At 62.9% G+C, this 17,892-nt stretch carries 15 protein-coding genes; 7 read left to right on the forward strand and 8 right to left on the reverse strand.

From position 1 onward, the window contains the following. Window positions 1-107 precede the first annotated feature (107 nt). Together OOT33_RS15620 and OOT33_RS15625 are read left to right on the forward strand one after the other, a co-directional pair. Window positions 108-1,352: a putative DNA modification/repair radical SAM protein gene (locus tag OOT33_RS15620; RefSeq protein ID WP_307750957.1), complete on the forward strand. Its 1,245-nt coding sequence runs from the start codon at window positions 108-110 to the stop codon at window positions 1,350-1,352. Continuing rightward, window positions 1,349-2,779, forward strand: coding sequence for a UdgX family uracil-DNA binding protein (locus OOT33_RS15625; protein ID WP_307750958.1), 1,431 nt, complete (start codon window positions 1,349-1,351; stop codon window positions 2,777-2,779). The genes OOT33_RS15620 and OOT33_RS15625 overlap by 4 nt, the downstream gene beginning before the upstream one ends. A gap of 9 nt (window positions 2,780-2,788) precedes the next feature. Here OOT33_RS15625 and fsa read toward each other — a convergent pair whose 3' ends face one another. Beyond that, window positions 2,789-3,442, reverse strand: coding sequence for a fructose-6-phosphate aldolase (gene fsa / locus OOT33_RS15630; protein ID WP_307750960.1), 654 nt, complete (start codon window positions 3,440-3,442; stop codon window positions 2,789-2,791). A gap of 65 nt (window positions 3,443-3,507) precedes the next feature. Further along, window positions 3,508-4,185 carry a DUF4197 family protein gene (locus OOT33_RS15635; protein WP_307750961.1) on the reverse strand — a complete coding sequence of 226 codons (678 nt, stop codon included), beginning with the start codon at window positions 4,183-4,185 and terminating at the stop codon, window positions 3,508-3,510. Between the two features lie 91 nt (window positions 4,186-4,276). Here OOT33_RS15635 and OOT33_RS15640 point away from each other — a divergent pair, with 91 nt between their 5' ends. Beyond that, window positions 4,277-6,448 carry a primosomal protein N' gene (locus OOT33_RS15640; RefSeq protein WP_307750962.1) on the forward strand — a complete coding sequence of 724 codons (2,172 nt, stop codon included), beginning with the start codon at window positions 4,277-4,279 and terminating at the stop codon, window positions 6,446-6,448. 203 nt (window positions 6,449-6,651) lie between these two features. Beyond that, window positions 6,652-7,422, forward strand: coding sequence for a TSUP family transporter (locus OOT33_RS15645; RefSeq protein ID WP_307750963.1), 771 nt, complete (start codon window positions 6,652-6,654; stop codon window positions 7,420-7,422). A gap of 72 nt (window positions 7,423-7,494) precedes the next feature. On the opposite strand, the gene OOT33_RS15650 is transcribed toward OOT33_RS15645, so the two are convergent. Both OOT33_RS15650 and OOT33_RS15655 read right to left on the reverse strand, forming a co-directional pair. Further along, window positions 7,495-8,190 carry a DUF1013 domain-containing protein gene (locus tag OOT33_RS15650; RefSeq protein WP_307751022.1) on the reverse strand — a complete coding sequence of 232 codons (696 nt, stop codon included), beginning with the start codon at window positions 8,188-8,190 and terminating at the stop codon, window positions 7,495-7,497. Window positions 8,191-8,321: 131 nt separating this feature from the next. Next, on the reverse strand, window positions 8,322-9,329 hold the full coding sequence (locus OOT33_RS15655; RefSeq protein WP_307750964.1) for a zinc-binding dehydrogenase: 1,008 nt from the start codon (window positions 9,327-9,329) through the stop codon (window positions 8,322-8,324). Window positions 9,330-9,373: 44 nt separating this feature from the next. Between OOT33_RS15655 and OOT33_RS15660 the strand changes: the two genes are divergently transcribed. From OOT33_RS15660 to OOT33_RS15670, 3 genes are all read left to right on the forward strand, one after another. Further along, window positions 9,374-9,571 carry a DUF1192 family protein gene (locus tag OOT33_RS15660; protein ID WP_307751023.1) on the forward strand — a complete coding sequence of 66 codons (198 nt, stop codon included), beginning with the start codon at window positions 9,374-9,376 and terminating at the stop codon, window positions 9,569-9,571. Window positions 9,572-9,709: 138 nt separating this feature from the next. Continuing rightward, the gene (clpA, locus tag OOT33_RS15665) at window positions 9,710-12,073 is read left to right on the forward strand and encodes an ATP-dependent Clp protease ATP-binding subunit ClpA (RefSeq protein ID WP_307750965.1); all 2,364 of its coding nucleotides are present in this window, start codon (window positions 9,710-9,712) and stop codon (window positions 12,071-12,073) included. Between the two features lie 103 nt (window positions 12,074-12,176). Next, window positions 12,177-12,812, forward strand: coding sequence for a glutathione S-transferase N-terminal domain-containing protein (locus OOT33_RS15670; RefSeq protein WP_307750966.1), 636 nt, complete (start codon window positions 12,177-12,179; stop codon window positions 12,810-12,812). A 6-nt stretch (window positions 12,813-12,818) separates the two neighbouring features. On the opposite strand, the gene OOT33_RS15675 is transcribed toward OOT33_RS15670, so the two are convergent. The 4 genes from OOT33_RS15675 to OOT33_RS15690 all read right to left on the reverse strand — a co-directional run bounded on the left by OOT33_RS15675 (window position 12,819) and on the right by OOT33_RS15690 (window position 17,866). Beyond that, a complete protein-coding gene (locus tag OOT33_RS15675) occupies window positions 12,819-14,270 on the reverse strand; it encodes an ABC transporter substrate-binding protein (RefSeq protein ID WP_307750967.1) in 1,452 nt (483 codons plus the stop codon). A gap of 535 nt (window positions 14,271-14,805) precedes the next feature. Then, a complete protein-coding gene (locus tag OOT33_RS15680; RefSeq protein WP_307750968.1) occupies window positions 14,806-16,038 on the reverse strand; it encodes a HipA domain-containing protein in 1,233 nt (410 codons plus the stop codon). Next, the gene (locus OOT33_RS15685) at window positions 16,038-16,415 is read right to left on the reverse strand and encodes a helix-turn-helix domain-containing protein (protein ID WP_307750969.1); all 378 of its coding nucleotides are present in this window, start codon (window positions 16,413-16,415) and stop codon (window positions 16,038-16,040) included. Before OOT33_RS15685 ends, OOT33_RS15680 begins: the two co-directional genes overlap by 1 nt. A 182-nt stretch (window positions 16,416-16,597) precedes the next feature. Further along, the gene (locus tag OOT33_RS15690; protein WP_307750970.1) at window positions 16,598-17,866 is read right to left on the reverse strand and encodes a three-Cys-motif partner protein TcmP; all 1,269 of its coding nucleotides are present in this window, start codon (window positions 17,864-17,866) and stop codon (window positions 16,598-16,600) included. Window positions 17,867-17,892: the final 26 nt, after the last annotated feature.

A 17,892-nucleotide genomic window follows, 5' to 3' on the forward strand; every position in this document is an offset into this window, starting at 1 on the left:
CCTCCATAGCCGTTCTAGCGCGAGTTTTCACCGCAGAGTTTTTCCGTTCGTCGCAAACTACTTACCGCCGCCTTGAGCGCATGCGCAAAAGAACATAAAAAGAACAAATGCGCGAGATACCACTTCCGAAAAGGCTGGAAATCCTTTCCGATGCCGCGAAATACGATGCCTCCTGCGCCTCATCCGGCACCGCGCGTCGCACCAGCCGCGATGGCAAGGGGATAGGCTCCACCACCGGCAACGGCATCTGCCACGCCTATGCGCCCGATGGCCGCTGCATTTCGCTCCTCAAGATATTGCTGACCAACCACTGCATTTTCGATTGTCACTATTGCATCAACCGCAAAAGCTCCAACGTGCGGCGCGCGCGCTTCACACCGCAGGAGGTGGTCGACCTCACGCTGAGCTTCTACAAGCGCAATTATATCGAGGGGCTGTTCCTCTCGTCCGGCATCGTCAAATCCTCCAGCCACACGATGGAGCAGATGATCGAAGTGGCGCGCAGTCTGCGTGAGGATCACGGCTTTCGCGGCTATATCCACTTGAAGACCATCCCAGAGGCCGACCCGGAATTGGTCGCGCATGCAGGACTGTGGGCGGATCGGATTTCCGTCAACATCGAACTCCCCACAAAGGCCGGATTGAGCCGCCTGGCGCCGGACAAGGACTCCGGCCGGATCGAGGGGATGATGGGTCGGATCCATGGCGCGATCGTCGAGGCTAAGGACGCGCGCAAACGATTTCGTCATGCTCCGCGCTTTGCACCTGCCGGGCAATCGACGCAGATGATCGTCGGTGCGGACGGGGCATCGGATACCGACATCATCACCAGAGCTGACAGCCTGTACGGCGCCTATGGCATGCGCCGGGTCTATTATTCGGGGTTCAGCCCGATCCCGGATGCCAGCGCAATCCTTCCGTTGAAGCGCCCGCCGCTGGTGCGCGAACATCGTTTGTATCAGTCGGACTGGCTGATGCGTTTTTACGGCTATTCGGCCAGTGAGGTGCAGCAGGCGGCGGGTACGGACGGGATGCTCCCGCTCGATATCGACCCCAAGCTCGCCTGGGCACTGAAGTTTCGCCAGCATTTCCCGGTCGACGTCAATCGCGCGCCGAGAGAGATGCTGTTGCGCGTGCCAGGGCTGGGGACGCGGGCGGTGCAGTCGATCCTCGCCTCGCGCCGCCATCGGACTCTGCGGCTGGACGATATCGCGCGCTTTACCGTCTCGATTGCCAAGCTGCGGCCGTTCATCGTCGCGGCAGACTGGCGACCGACGCTGCTGACCGACCGGGCCGATCTGGTTTCGCTGGTCAAGCCCAAGCCGAGCGAGCAGCTGGAACTGTTTGCATGACGGCGGCGCGAGAGGCGGACGCAACCGTCTCGGTGCAGATGGACGCGCCGGACGATTTCGAGGCGTGGCGCGCGCATGCGCGCGCGCTTATGCAGGCGCGGGTAGCGCCAGAGCGGGTGATGTGGAGTGAACCGGGAGAGACGGGCAACCTGCTGGGCCTGCTCGCGAGCGCGCCCTTCCCCGCCGCCGCAGATGCGCCGCCACCGCGCGCCAGCCGCGCCTTCCTCCAGCAGGCACGCAGCGTCATATGCCATCGCGACCCGGAACGATTCGCCCTGCTGTACCGGGTGCTCTGGCGCTTGCAGCGCCAGCCGCGTCTGATGGAAGACCAGGCCGACGCCAATGTGCGCCGCATGGCCGCCATGGCAAAGGAGGTACGGCGGGACATTCACAAGATGCGCGCGTTCGTCCGCTTTCGTTTGGTGGAAAGCGAGGATGGCGCGAGCGAGCATTATGTAGCCTGGTTCGAGCCGGATCATAACATCGTCCGCGCCAACGCGCGCTTCTTCACCGATCGCTTCGCCGCGATGCGCTGGTCAATCCTCACCCCCGAACTGTCGATCCACTGGGATGGTGCGCAGCTATTGGAAGGGCCGGGCGCCAGCGCGCGCGACGCACCGCAAGGGGACCCGCTGGAAGATCTGTGGAAGCGTTATTACGCATCCATTTTCAACCCCGCCCGTTTGAAGGTGAAGGCGATGCTGAAGGAAATGCCGCGCCGATACTGGAAAAACATGCCGGAGACGGCGCTGATCGGCCCGCTGATCGCCGATGCGCGCAACCGGGAGCTGGCGATGATCGCGCAGGGTGAGGACAGTTTCGAGATGGAGCAGCCTGACAGTCTCGACGCGGTGGCCAGCGCGGTCTCTACTTGTACTCGCTGCCCGATCGGCTGCAACGGCACCCGCGCCGTGCCGGGCGAGGGACCAGCCGACAGCGCCGTCATGCTGGTTGGTGAGCAGCCCGGCGATCAGGAGGAACTGGCCGGGCGACCCTTCGTCGGCCCGGCGGGGCAGGTGCTCGATCGACATCTGAAGCGCGCGGGGCTGGAGCGGGACCGGCTCTACCTCGCCAATGCCGTCAAGCATTTCAAGTTCACGCCGCGCGGCCCCCGCCACATCCACCAGACGCCCACGGCGGGCGAGATCGACACGTGCCGTTTTTGGCTCGACGCGGAGCGCGCGCTCGTAAAACCGCGCCTGATCGTGGCGTTGGGCGCGTCGGCCGCGCGTGGCATATTGGGCCGCACGCCGAGCATCCAGCGCGAACGCGGGCGCGCCATCGCCCTGGCCGATGGCAGTGAACTCTGGATCACGGTGCACCCCAGCTATCTGCTGCGCGTGCCCGATGCCATTCGCGAGCAGGAGGAAGCCGCCTTCGCGCGCGATCTTGCAGCGGTCGCGGCGCGGTGCGCGTCTCTGGGCTAACGCACCGCGTTACAGGATTGACTGCCCCGTCTTCGCCCAGTCCGCCACGAACCCGGCGATGCCCTTTTCGGTCAGCACATGGTTGAACAGCGACTTGATGACGGCGGGCGGCGCGGTCATCACATCAGCGCCGATCTTCGCGGCCTGAAGGATATGGACCGAGTGGCGCACGCTCGCGACCAGTATCTCGGTCTTGAAATCATAATTGTCGTAGATCAGGCGGATGTCCTCGATGAGCTGCATGCCGTCGAACCCATTGTCGTCATGCCGCCCGACGAACGGCGAGATGAAGGTCGCTCCGGCCTTGGCGGCAAGCAGCGCCTGATTGGCGGAGAAACAAAGCGTTACGTTCACCTGCGTTCCGTCAGAAGTCAGCGCCTTGCAGGTCTTGAGGCCATCGACCGTGAGCGGCACCTTGATACAGACATTGTCGGCCAGCTTGCGCAGTATCTCGGCCTCTTTCATCATCGTCTCATGATCGAGCGCAACGACCTCTGCCGAGACCGGACCTTCAACGATCGCGCAGATCTCCTTCACCACCTCCAGAAACTGCCGCCCGGACTTGGCGATCAACGAAGGATTGGTGGTCACGCCATCCAGCAGGCCGGTGGCGGCGAGGTCACGGATGTCTGCGGTGTCTGCGGTGTCGACGAAAAACTTCATGGGATGCGCCCCTCTCTCTGCGGCAATGCGAGTCGCCGCACCCTATAGCCGGACGCGGGCCGTTGCTACAACGCGCTCGCCGCCGTCAGCGCTGCGATCAGCATTGGGTCACCGGTCGATCGCGGATCGGCGCGGATCGCCATTTCCTCCCGCCCGATCTCGGCATAGATCGCGTCAGATGCCTTGCGGGTCACATCGTCGCGCAGGCCCGCAAAGTTGATGCCGGTGGCGGCACGCAAGGCCTCCGTCACCACCTCGTTGTCGAACACGCGAAGGCCTTCGTCTATGCCGGGCAGGATAGCGGCAACGAGGGTGTTGCCCATATGCTGCCGCAACAGGTTGGTAGCTGCCGGGGTGCCCGCCGCCTTGATGATCGCGGCAGCATCCTGCGGCGAGGTGGACAGGATCGCGTCGGCGATAACCGGCGCGGCACGCTCAGCCCCGCGCTCTGCCGCGCGGTTGACCTGCCTGAGCAAGCGGTCCCGCACCAGTCCATTGAGCAGCACGCGACTGATCATCGACCCGGTACCATTGCCGCCGAGCTGATCGGGCAAAGTGATCCGCGCCACCTGGCTGTCGTAAAAGCCGCCGGGCGCCATCAGCCGCGCCAGCGCCCGCTGTGACGAGAGCGAAAGCAAGCGCCGTATCGCCTCGGTAAGGCTATAACCCAGGCCTTGCGAACATCCGCCGAGCAGCAATAGCGCCAACGCCGAACTACCACTGAGGAATTGCCTGCGTTCCATAGCACTCTCCATTATTACCTCACCAAGTCTCGTTCTTTTGCCGCCGAAAAGGAAGCGGGTTTTTATTGCGCGCGCAGTCTTTACATACCGCATGATGACTCGTGTCCGTGTATTGATCCTGAACGCCGCGCTGGGACCGCTCGACTATCGTGTGCCGCCGGATTTGGACGGGGTTGGACCGGGCAGTATCGTGGAGGTTCCGCTCGGCCCGCGCCGCATCATTGGCGTGGTATGGGACAAGGATCGCCTGCCCGAAGGCAATCCCGTACCCGAAGGCAAGCTGCGGCCGATCATCGCTGCGCTGCCCGTGCCGCCCGTGCCCGCGCCGCTGCGGCGGCTGGTGGAGTGGGTGGCAGACTATTACATGGCGCCGCTCGCCGCCGTTCTGCGCATGACCATGCCTTCCGGGGCAGCAGCGGGAGAGCGCGTAATCACGGAATATCGGCTTTCGGATGCTTTGCCCGCCCGCCTCACGCCCCAGCGGGCGCAGGCACTGGAGCGCATCGGCGCATTTCAGGCATCTGTCAGCGAACTGGCGGACAAGGCCGGGGTTTCCGTCGCGGTCATTCGCGGCCTGATCAAGGCAGGCGCTTTGATGGCGGTGGAGGCGAGCGCGAACGCCGCCTACCCCGCACCGCTGCCCGATCACGCCGCGCCCTCGCTCAATGAGGAACAGCGCGCTGCCGCCAACCGGATCATGCAGGCGGTGGACGCGCAGGCGTTTCACACCTTCCTGCTCGACGGCGTCACCGGATCGGGCAAGACCGAGGTCTATTTCGAGGGGATCGCGCAGGCGGTGCGCGCAGGCGGCCAGGTGCTCGTCCTGCTGCCGGAAATAGCGCTGACCCAGCCGTTTCTAAAGCGCTTCGAGGCGCGCTTCGGCGTCGCGCCCGTCGCCTGGCACAGCGGCCTCAAGCAGAGCGAGCGGCGGCGCGCATGGAATGCGGTGGCACGTGGGGAAGCGCAGGTCGTTGTCGGGGCACGCTCGGCGCTGTTCCTGCCCTTCCCTCGGCTAAGCCTGCTGGTGGTGGACGAGGCGCACGAGACGAGCTTCAAGCAGGAGGACGGCGTCCATTATCACGCGCGCGATGTGGCGGTGATGCGCGGCAAGTTCGAGGCGTGCCCGGTGGTGCTGGCCACTGCAACGCCCGCGCTGGAAACCCGCCATCAGGTGGGCCTCGGCCGCTATGAGGAGATCAAGCTCGCCGCGCGTTTCGGCGGCGCGCAGATGCCGGAGATTGTCGGCATAGACCTGCTCGAAACTCCCCCCGACCGGCAACGCTGGATCGCGCCGCCGTTGGTCTCGGCCATTGAAGAGACGCTGGAACGCGGCGAGCAGGCTCTGCTGTTCCTCAACCGGCGCGGCTATGCGCCGCTCACGCTCTGCCGCCATTGCGGCTACCGCTTTCAATGCCCGAACTGCACGAGCTGGATGGTCGAGCACAAGATCACGCACCGGCTCGCTTGCCATCATTGCGGCCATGTGATGCCCAGCCCGCGCGCCTGCCCGGAATGCAAAGAGGAAGACGCGCTCGTCGCCTGCGGCCCGGGTGTGGAGCGCATCGCGGACGAAGCGAAGGCGCTGTTTCCGCAGGCGCGCATCGCCATCGTGACTTCCGACACGCTCTGGTCACCCGAAAAGGTGGCGGAGTTCGTCGCTGCGGTGGAGGGGCACGCGGTCGACATCATCATCGGCACCCAGCTCGTCACCAAGGGCTATCACTTTCCCAACCTGACGCTGGTCGGCGTGATCGACGCCGATCTGGGGTTGGAGGGCGGAGACCTGAGGGCCGCGGAAAGGAGCTTTCAGCAGATCAGCCAGGTCGCGGGGCGCGCGGGCCGGGGCGAGAAGCCGGGGCGGGTGTTCATTCAGTCCCGAATGATGGGCGCAGGCGTGATCAAGGCGCTGCTCTCTGGCGATGCCGAGCGCTTTTATGCCGCCGAAGCCGAAAGTCGCCGCCACGCCGAAGCGCCGCCTTATGGCCGCTTCGCCGCGATCATCGTTTCGAGCGAGAGCGCGGAGGCCGCCGCCGAGACGGCGCGGCGGCTGGGCAAAAGCGCGCCCCAACACGACGGCTTCCACGTCTATGGCCCCGCACCCGCCCCGCTGGCGCAGCTAAGAGGGCGCTATCGCCACCGCCTGCTGGTCCATGCCGCCCGGGCCGTGAATGTGCAGGAAGCGATCCGGTCATGGCTCGATCAAGCGAGCTGGCCCAACAGTGTACGCGTAAGCGTCGACGTTGATCCTTACAGCTTCATGTGAGGCCTAACCCCTCTGTGCGGCGTATAATCCCCACGCCTTATCGTGCGCGCGCCAGTCTCGGACAATAGATATATTCAATTTCAATGCGTTACTCCTCGATAACCATCTTCTCTACCACTTCGATAGAAATTTGACTCGCGCCTGCAATATTTTCTATTTATTGGATAGACATTCGATTCGGCGCCAAAACAGGGGAGATGTTGATGGACGCGATCTGGGAATATCTGCCGGTGTTGTTGCCGTTCATTCTGATAGGCTTCGCTGCCCAATTGATCGACGGTGCGCTCGGCATGGCCTATGGCGTTATCTCGACCACCCTGTTGCTCACCATCGGTTTGCCGCCCAAAGCTGCGTCAGCAGGCACGCACGCGGCAGAAACATTTACCACCGCCATTTCCGGCCTCAGTCACATCTACCACCGCAATGTCGACTGGAAGCTATTCGCCAAATTGGCGGTGCCGGGAATCATCGGTGGCGTAGTGGGCGCCTATCTGCTTTCCAATGTCGATAGCAGCGCGATCAAGCCGTATGTACAGAGCTATCTGACCGCAATCGGGCTGTGGCTGATCTGGCGCAGCACCCATGTAATCCGGCGCACGGAAGACCCGCGTATCGTCACGCCACTCGGCCTGTTCGGCGGTTTTCTAGACGCCACGGGCGGTGGCGGATGGGGGCCGGTCGTAACCTCGAACCTGCTGCTTCAGGGCAGCAACCCCCGCATGACCATCGGCACGGTGAACACCGTAGAGTTCCTGCTGACTTTGTCCATAAGCCTCACCTTCCTCTTTCACCTCGGCTGGGAAACGTTCACCACGGCCACGCTCGGCCTGTTGATCGGCGGCGTGGTGGCCGCGCCGCTCGGAGCGATGCTCGCCAAGCATATCCCCGCCAATCGACTCCTGCTTCTCGTCGGCGTCGTACTGACCGCCACCTCGCTCTACGGCATCGCAAAATCGCTCAGCCTCGTTGGCTGACACGTTTCAACACAGCGAAACTGAAAGGGCGGGGATAACCCCGCCCTCTTTTTTTGCCCGCAGTGGCAGGGCTCAGCGTTCGAAAAGGCGGTCGGCCTCGGCGCGCAGATCGACCGCAGAGGAGGCGGGCGTAGGCACGGGCATGTCGGCCACTTCGCCCTGCGTTTCACCCTCCAGGCGATGGGCGTCATCACGCTCGCGCCGCAACTCCTCGATCAGCGCGGCGCGCGCACCATCGAGCCGCGTGTCGGACGGCGCCTCAAGCCCGGCCTTCTTCGCTGCCTTGGCGACGATCGAGTCCAGCTCACGCTGAGAGCACAGGCCCAGCGTCACCGGGTCCTTCGGGGTGATGTTGGAGATGTTCCAGTGAGAGCGGTCGCGGATTGCGGCAATGGTAGTGCGGGTTGTGCCGATCAGGCGGCCGATCGCACCATCGGAAATCTCCGGATGGTTGCGCAGGATCCAGGCGATGCCGTCCGGCTTGTCCTGCCGCTTGGAAACAGGCGTATAGCGCGGCCCCTTGGTGCGGCGGGCCGGTTCGTTGCCCTTGGCGATCTTCAGCGCGTAATCCGGGTTGGCTTCGCCCTTCCTGATCTCATCCTGCGTCAGCTCATGCGCGCGGACGGGATCGCGCGGGGTGTAGCGCGTGCTCGCGGTTTCATCCGCGATCGCCTGCACCTCCAGCATATGCAGGCCGCAGAACTCTGCGATCTGGGGGAAGGTGAGGCCGGTATTCTCGATGAGCCAGGCGGCGGTGGCGTGGGGCATCAGCGGGTGGGACATGATCCATGCTCCGGAACTAGAAATGATAAGGGCCACCCAGGCAGGGTGGCCGCATGATGGACAATCTTATGCGAAACCCGTGCGCAGGGCAAGGGGGAAGCGGAGTGGGACCCTGGTCAGGCCACCTTAAGCACGATCTTGCCGAAATGCTCGCCTGCCTCCATCCGCGCGTGGGCGCTGGCAGCATCCTCCAGCGCGAAGACGCGGTCCATCGCCGGGCGCAGCTTGCCCTGCTCGACAAAGGGCCAGACATGCTGCGCGATCTCGTCCGCCACCAACGCCTTGAACGTGTTCGAGCGCGGGCGCAGCGTCGATCCGGTCAGCGTCAGCCGCCGGGCCATGATGTCCGGAATGGAAATCTGCGCCCGGCTGCCCCCCAAAACGGCGATGGACACATGCCGGCCTTCAATATCGAGACACTGCAGGTTGCGGGGCAGGTAATCCCCTCCCACCATGTCGAGTATCGCCTGGCAACCACGTCCATGGGTGATGGCGCGCACCGCCTCGACATAATCCTGGGTACGATAATTGATGGCGTGGTCCGCGCCCCATTCCAGCGCCTGGGCACACTTCTCGTCGGACCCGCAGGTGACAATGATCTTGACGCCAAACAGATTGCACAGGCGGATCGCCATCGTGCCGATGCCGGACGTGCCGCCGTGCACCAGCACAGTGTCGTCCTCCACCGTGTAAGCCCGTTCGAACAGGTTGGTCCACACGGTGAACAGCGTCTCGGGCAACGCTGCCGCCTCGATCATGTCATAGCCATCCGGCACAGGCAGACATTGCCCGGCAGGCACGGCGACATAGTCCGCATAGCCGCCGCCGTTGCACAGCGCGCACACCTTCTGACCCAGCAGCGACTGCTCGGCCTCCGCGCCCAATTGCACCACCTCGCCGGACACTTCCAGCCCCAACAACGGAGAGGCGCCGGGCGGCGGCGGATATTTGCCCGCCCGCTGCAACGCATCGGGGCGGTTGACCCCCGCGGCATGGACGCGGATCAGCACCTCGTCCGCCTTCGGTACGGGGATGGGCGCGCTCGTTGCGATGAGCACATCCGGCCCGCCCGGCGCTTCAAAGCCGATGGCGCGCATCTCCTTGGTGATGACTTGCAATGTCATAAGCTCTTATTGACAGGACCGTGGATCGGGTCAACAACATCCCCATGGATATGGATGACAATCTTCCAAGAAAGGCGGATGATCCTCTCGCCCTGCTGGCCCGGCAGGATCTCGATCCGCTCTCCGTCGCCGAGCTGCATGACCGTATCGCATTGCTGGAAGGCGAAATAATTCGCACGCGGGCGAAAATAAACCAATCTGTTAACCATAAGGCAAGCGCAGAGGCCCTATTCAGGAAATGACCGCGCGCTTGCCTCCTCCCCGATGGCGCACACGCCGACACGGAGAGGACAATGCGTTCGGCCAGGCACTTGAAGCTGGCTTCCGGTGCGCCGACATAGTGGTGAATGGCATCCCACTTGGATGCCGGGAGAACGAATATGCCGTCCTTTGCCCCCGCCCTTGAAACCACGCTGCACAACGCGCTGGGCCATGCCGCAGAGCGCCACCACGAATATGCGACGCTGGAACACCTCCTGCTCGCGCTCGTGGATGACGAGCACGCCTCGCGCGTGATGCAGGCCTGCGGCGTGGACATGGGCGAGCTCACCGATGCCGTCACCCACTATCTCGATACCGAGCTGGACAGCCTCAAGGTCGACAGCGATACGGACCCCTCGCCCACCAGCGGCTTTCAGCGCGTGGTACAGCGGGCGATCCTGCATGTGCAATCCTCCGGCAAGGATGAAGTGACCGGCGCCAATGTACTCGTCGCCCTGTTTTCGGAGCGCGAGAGCTATGCCGTCTATTTCCTGCAACAGCAGGACATGAGCCGCCTCGACGCCGTCTCCTTCCTTTCGCATGGCGTCGGCAAGGGTGTCACCTCCACGCCCGAGCCGCAGGCAGCCAAGGCAAGCGAGGAAGACAAGAAGCAACAGCAGCAGTCCAAGGACAAGAAGGACAGCGCGCTCGACCAGTTCACGGTCAACCTCAACGAGAAGGCGATGGAGGGCAAGGTCGATCCGCTGATCGGCCGCACTGCCGAGGTTGACCGCACGATCCAGATCCTGTGCCGCCGTTCCAAGAACAACCCGCTGTATGTGGGTGATCCCGGCGTCGGCAAGACCGCGATCGCGGAAGGCCTCGCCCGCAAGATCGTCGAGGGTGATGTGCCCGATGTGCTGAAACCAGCCGTGATCTATTCGCTCGACATGGGCGCGTTGCTCGCGGGCACGCGCTATCGCGGCGATTTCGAGGAGCGCTTGAAAGCAGTCGTCAACGAGCTGGAGAAAATGCCCGACGCGGTGCTGTTCATCGACGAGATTCACACCGTGATCGGTGCGGGCGCGACCTCGGGCGGTGCGATGGATGCGTCCAACTTGCTCAAGCCGGCATTGTCGGGTGGCACGATCCGTTGCATCGGGTCCACCACCTACAAGGAGTTCCGCAACCACTTCGAGAAGGATCGCGCGCTGCTGCGCCGGTTCCAGAAGATTGATGTGAACGAGCCGACGATCGACGATACGATCAAGATCCTCACCGGTCTGAAGCCAAGCTTCGAGGAGCATCACCATGTCCGCTATACAGCGGATGCGCTGAAGGCGGCGGTGGAGCTTTCTGCCCGCTACATCAACGACCGCAAGCTACCCGACAAGGCGATCGACGTGATCGACGAGGTCGGCGCGATGCAGATGCTGGTGCCACCCTCAAAGCGCAAGAAGGTGATCAGCCCGAAGGAGATCGAGCAGGTCATCTCGACGATGGCGCGCATCCCGCCCAAGACGGTGTCGAGCGACGACAAGACGGTGCTCGCCACCATCGAGCAGGATCTGAAGCGCGTCGTCTTCGGGCAGGACAAGGCGATCGAGGTGCTCAGCTCGGCCATCAAGCTCAGCCGCGCGGGCCTGCGCGATCCGGACAAGCCGATCGGCAACTACCTCTTCTCCGGCCCCACCGGCGTCGGCAAGACCGAGGTAGCGCGCCAGCTCGCGACCCTGCTCGGCATCCCGCTCCAGCGGTTCGACATGTCCGAATATATGGAGCGGCATTCGGTCTCGCGCCTCATCGGTGCGCCTCCGGGCTATGTTGGTTATGATCAGGGCGGCCTGCTGACCGACGCGATCGACCAGAACCCGCACTGCGTGCTGTTGCTTGACGAGATCGAGAAGGCGCACCCGGACCTGTTCAACATCCTGCTGCAGGTGATGGACAATGGTCGCCTGACGGATCACCACGGCAAGACGGTGGACTTCCGCAACGTCATCCTTATCATGACGACCAACGCGGGCGCATCCGACATGGCGCGCGAGGGCATCGGCTTCGGCGATGTCATCAGCAAGGAGGATGCGAGCGACGAGGCGGTCAAGAAGCTGTTCACGCCGGAGTTCCGCAACCGTTTGGACGCGATCGTGCCGTTCGGCTATCTGCCGACCGAGGTGGTCGCTCGCGTGGTCGACAAGTTCGTCCTCCAGCTCGAGCTGCAACTGGCCGACCGCGACGTGCACATCACCTTGTCTGACGAAGCGCGCCAGTGGCTCACCGCCAAGGGCTATGACAAGCTCTATGGTGCCCGCCCGATGGGCCGCCTGATGCAGGAGAAGATCAAGCAGCCGCTCGCCGAAGAGCTGCTGTTCGGCAAGCTCGTGCACGGCGGCGAAGTGGTGGTCGGCCTCAAGGACGACGCGCTCACGTTCGAGGTCACGCCCGCCGCGCCGCGCACCGGCAAGCCCAAGAAGGATGGCGTCGCCAAAGGCAAGGGCGGTTCCAAGGCGAAAGGCAAGGCGGCACCTAAACCTGCCGCCTGACCCGCGCTCAGCATAATACAGAAGGGCGGCCAATGGCCGCCCTTTTCTTTTGCGCGTGAAACGGCATGATGGTGCGATTCTTCCCCTACAGGAGCACCGAGTCATGGCCGCCGATCTGACGTTCTACACCAATCCGATGTCGCGCGGGCAGACGGTCCGCTGGATGCTGGAGGAGCTCGGCGTGCCTTACGAAACTGTGCTCCTCGACTATGGCACGACGATGAAGGGCGCGGACTATCTGGCAATCAACCCGATGGGCAAGGTACCCGCGATCGTTCACAAGGGAAACATCGTCACCGAAGTGGCGGCCATCTGTGTCTACCTGGCCGAAGCATATCCCGAGGCGGGCCTCAAGCCGAAGGGTGGCGCGCTGGCCGATTATTATCGCTGGATATTCTTTGCCGCGGGGCCGATCGAAGCGGCGTTCGCCGACCAGGCGGCAGGCTTCATTCCGCCCGAGGACAAGCAGGCGATGTTCGGCTATGGCACGTTCGAGCGCGCGACGGACACGCTGGAAAAGGCGGTGGCGGGCAAGACCTATGTCGCGGGCGACAGCTTCAGCGCAGCGGACGTCTATGTCGGCTCGATGATCAACTTCCTCACCACGTTCGGCATGCTCGCCCCGCGCCCCGCATTTGCGGATTATATTGCGGGCATCACCGCGCGGCCTACCTTCAAGCGCGCGAAGGAGATAGACGAAGCGCTCATCGCCCAGCGCGAGGCCGCAGCGCCAGCCTGAGCGCGGCTATTTCATCAGCCGGTCAAGCGGATGTATCCCTCGCGGCGAGGGCGTGAAGCCATCCAGCCGTCCGTTCACCAGCGACCAGCGCGCCGGCTGCGCTAGCGGGATAAACCCGCCATGTGCGACGATCAGCGGTTCGGCCTGACCCAGCAGCGCGAGCCGCTCGGCCATGTCAGGCGCATCGAGCGACGCCCGCAACAGTTCTTCTGCTGCCGGGTCGCACTGCACACCCGCCGCGCAGCTCAGCCGACCAAGATACCAGGAGGCGCTGTCATAGGGCGCGACCTCATCGATCAGGATCAGGTCTGCCCCTTTGTCTTCCCGGCGCAGCACCACGCCCACAGCCGCATATTGCCTGCGCAGTTCTGCGAATAATATCTCCATGCCCGGCCCCCTCGGCAGAGAGATCGAGAGAATAAAGGGCGCGCCGCCCTGTTGCAGGCGCCAGCGCGAGACGACATCGCGAGCCAGTTCCCGCCGCCGCTCCAGCGGGAGCGCCGCCCAGTCCGGAGCGGTCGGAATTCTCGGGAGATTGAGCTGCGCGGGCATAATCTGCTCTGCGATTTTCCAGCGGGCGACAGCGTAGCGGCTGACCAGCGCCGTCCGGTCTATCGCCATCGCCAGCGCGCGGCGCAGCGACGGGTCGCTCAGCAGCGCGCTGTCCTTCGCCACTGCGAACCCGAACAAGCCCTGCACCGGATCAAAGCGGATAAAGCCGTCCTTCACCCGGGCGACCGAAAGATAGGGCAGCTCTGCAAGCGTGCCGCCCAGCAGCAAATCAGCCTCCCCTTCCCGGAAACGCACGATTGCCTTGGCCGCCCGCTCCGCGCGCAAGGTGCGCATCTCTCGCTGTGGCGCCTCTTCCGCCAGCGCGCCTACGGCGGTGATCGGCTGCAAACGCCAGACCGAGCCGCCCGCGTCATCCTCCTGCCGCTTGCGATAAGGGCCGGAGCCGCCTGTACCGCGCGCGATCGCCATGTCCGGTACCGCAAGTGCCGCAAGGACATTGGGCCGAGCCGCCTTGAGCCTCAGTTCCAGCACATCGTCCGTCATCGCGCGGATCTCGTTGATCGATGCGAGCGGCCCATAAGGATCCCGCCGCAGCAACGGGCGCATCCGCGCCTGCAACAGCCGTTTGACCTCGCGCGCGTCGACCTTCGCGCCGTCGGCCCATCGCGCCCGGCGCAGACGGAAGATATAGCTCTTCCCGTCATCCACCACGATCCAGCGTTGAGCCAGCGCGGGCACGACCGCTCCGTCGGCATCGACGCTGACCAGCCCGCGCGCGGTGGCGGCGAGCATGATCTGACCTGCGCGGCTATCCGCATGAGTCAGCGGCGCGGCAAATTCGCGCGGCGAGCCGATCGCGCTCACCCGCACTGGCTGATCATCGCTGTCGCTGCAACCGGCACAGGCCAGTGCCCCACCAAGGGCAGCGACTACGGAGAGAAACAAGCGCGGTTTCAAGACGGGGGCAGTCCGGTTGGCAGAAACCTCATCCTAACGCACCGCGGCGGCAAGGCCAAGGTCAGAAGATCAGCCTACCCCGATAGCCATCGCGCGCGCCCCGCGTCATTCCCACTCAATTATCGGCTGAATGGCCTATCTAATTGAAAAACAAAGCGAAAAAATTTTTTCAAGAATGATTATACCGTCACCCTTACCGTCGAAAAGCTACCGCTTATGAAAACATTGGCTTTTTTCGGCTCATTGGCATGGGAAAGACTTCGCCATCTATCGCCGGTGACGAAGCCGATGCCATTTGAGCAGTACGAATGGCGAACATGCTCGCGACAACTTTATCGTATCGATTCATGAGCCGGTTTGCCATCCTCGTAGAAGGATTCCTTCTTAAGCGCTCTTGGCTCCCAAGCACGTCAAACCGCCGCTTCGATCTACCATTTCAACCCGCCGTTAAGCCGGCCCGACAGCAGCATCGTTTCAAATCCCCATATCTGACTGATATTGATCGATCGTCGGTCATATTTGACTACATGCCTAGCGCGAGCTCGGTCTCCGCGTTCATGAACGCCGGTTCGTAATCCCGCGCCAATGCACCTGACACGCCCACCTGACGCAGAGTCTCACGCCAGCCTTCCGATATCTGCCGTGCGGTATCGCGAATGATCTGCCTCGCTTCCTCGGGCGGGAGCTCGAAAAACTCGCAGGCTTCAAGCGCGAGCGCGATGGACCGATCATGCGCGCCGCCCTCCAGGATAGCAGTTTCCAGGTGCGGATTTCGATCCGGTGCGGGGTTCACATCGAACACGGGCGACAACCGCCATTGGCCTCCTCCAACATAAAGGAAGCCATGGTTTTTCAGATGATCGTCCTTGTTGGACACGAGGATCGTGAAAATCAGGCGCAGGAAAAGTTCGCGAAAATCGGCTTTGGGATCGGCGCCATAGGCACGGATAAAATCGACGATCTCCGTATAAGAGCCCAACTCCGTCCCGGTCTTCCCAAGTGCCGTGCGCGCCGAGATATAGGGAATCCGGGAACTGCCTCGCCGGTCGAACCGCTGGATCAGCGCGACCGGAAAGGGAGTGTCGGCGAGTTCCAGCCTGGCCGTAGGCGTGCGAATGCCGCAAGCCTGGGCTAGCCGAAGCGTCGCGACCTCGACCCTTTCGATCGGCTGCTGATCGTGGACCGAGGTGAATTTAGCCAACCATAGCGTATCGCCGTCCTGGACATTGGCCTTCGGCCGGGCGCCGCCCGAACCGCCCGCGCCCGCCAACGCCTGCATCTCTTCAGCAGAGATCTCCTTACCCTGCTCATAGGCGCGGGCAATGGCCGTTATCGCTTCCAGCTCGAGGAGGCGGGGCACGGCGTCACCCGCTTTACCACGAATGATCTCTCCATCGTCGCCCTGAAATCGCAGTGCGCCCTGACGACAAGCGTCGTCGGACAGCGTCAGATACTCAAACTCGCTCAGACCATTGCCATAGGCACGTTCGAGAAGGCGCCGTCCCCAACTGTCCGGCGCGGCATCGGCGAAGACGCCCGCCAGTGCATCACGCATGTTCCCCGGCTGGCCCGACGTATGAAAAGGGCCGCCTTCCAGGGGAAGATCCGGCTGCACGGCAAAGGCCCGGGGATTTTCTATCCAGGCAGCGTCATAGGCAAAGGTCGAGAACTGCCGCGGCCCCGCTGCTGTGAAACGCAGCTGACCGACGGGCACACGACTGTCGCCAAGAACAACCTGGGCAGCAAACTCCGCCATCAGAACGACGCTCCGTCAGGATCGACCACGTCATCGAGCGCGCGCGTCGGATCCGACTTGGCCTTTTGCTTTCTGATCCTCGTCGCGAAAGACTTGCCTCGCTGCGGCAGGCGCTCGTTAGAAAGCGCAAGCCCCAGGTCATCCTTGCGGACATCGATCAGATCGGCCAGCCGCTCGAGAAGCCCGAGGACTACCAGCACATCCGCAAGCGTCCCAATAGCAACGCCAGGGTCGCCCTTTTCGAGCCGCGCGATAGAACTGGCCGATGTTCCGGCCCGCATGGCCAGGTCCGCAACCGCAATACTGCGCCGTAGCCGCGCATTTCGAATGTCCTGGCCAAGCCTTTCGAGGGCTGGTCCGACCTTTGGAGAGCCCATGACAATGCCCCAAATCTGGTAAGTTATCGGGCCATATTTGTCATATTTGACGAGTTATGTCAAGGTCATGGTGGCCATGTGAACGCGGAACAACCGGAAACATACCTTACCATTCTCTCGGTAGAAGGCAAAATCTGACTAGTGCCTGGCCAACCTGGCTGGCCTCAGGATGATGGCGATAACTATTCCTTCCGCCCCTGTGGGCTCCTTCCGGCATCCAGAAACATCGGGAAGAAGCTGCGCTGGGTCTTCACCTTGATGATGTCATTGACGCCGATCGTGTTCGCTTTGCGTCTCTCGCCACCGGCTGGCGTGATCACCTCAAGATCGGGGTTCTCGATGATCGCGGCATGGACGTCATCGGCATGCGCCGGCGTGACGTTGTAGATGCTCTCATAGAACTCCATCACCGACATGGCATCACCAGCTTCAGTCACGAGACGGGGGACGTCATCAAGAAGCTGGGTCTTGGCCGAGGCACGGCCATTGTCGTCGAAGAGATAGAGCATCCCCTCATCATGGCGCGGGTCATAGGACAACATGTTGAGGCCCGATCGGCCGAAGTGGGCCTGAAGGCTGGCATTGTCGTGGAGGATATTGTTGTAAACTTGCCGTGCCCGATAAGCGTTGGCGAAGTGGATCAGCCAATAGCGCCAGCCGCCAGGGTTGTTGATCGAGAACGGACTCACATAGGGCGCGCAAAGCCGGAAAGCGTCGAAGACGATCTTCTCTGCGGTTCCGAGCCAATCCTTCTGGCTCATCAACCCGTCCAGTGCCTGGACATCGCCGCTGGCGAGACCGAGATGATCGAGTTGCGCACGCAGGCGCTCCGGCTGGTCTTTCTGGAGGAACGCCAGCAACGAACTGATAACGAAGGTGTAGAAGATCTCGGCCGCAGGATACGAGTGCATGATGTCAAGAATCGTATTCCGCTCGACATGGCTGTGGCCGCACTGGTCCAGGTTGAAGATCACGCTGCGATAGCGCCCTTGCTCCAGGAAACGCTTGATTTTGGGATAGGCGGTTTCGAAAAACTCGTTGAGATACTCGACGCGCAGATGGAGCTTCGGGCAGGTCGCGACGATGTCGGCCTGGAGCGGCGCCACATGCGTTTTTAGAAGTTCGATCGCATCACGGCTGGCATCGTTGAAGACCAGCAGGCACTCGACCTCGATCGCGTTCAAGCCCTGTGCCGCGCGATGCGTGTTCACGGCCTCGGTGGCTCGCTTCAACTCTTCGATGAAAATCAACGGCGAGCCCGATGTCCCGCACTGGTAGCGGCCGCCCCCGGCGAAGCCATCGACGATGGCCAGCCGAAAACGCTCCTGCTGCGGCAGCTTGCAGCGAACGGTCAGGTAATCGAAGCAATATTCACGGAGAATCTTGTGTTTGCGCCGCGAATGCTCCTCAAGCTTTGCGCCGTCAGCCCACTCGTATCGCTTCTCAACCATAGCATCCCCCCCGAGCCTATCTGACG

This window comes from Sphingobium sp. DEHP117, assembly GCF_030867385.1.
GTDB lineage: Bacteria > Pseudomonadota > Alphaproteobacteria > Sphingomonadales > Sphingomonadaceae > Sphingobium.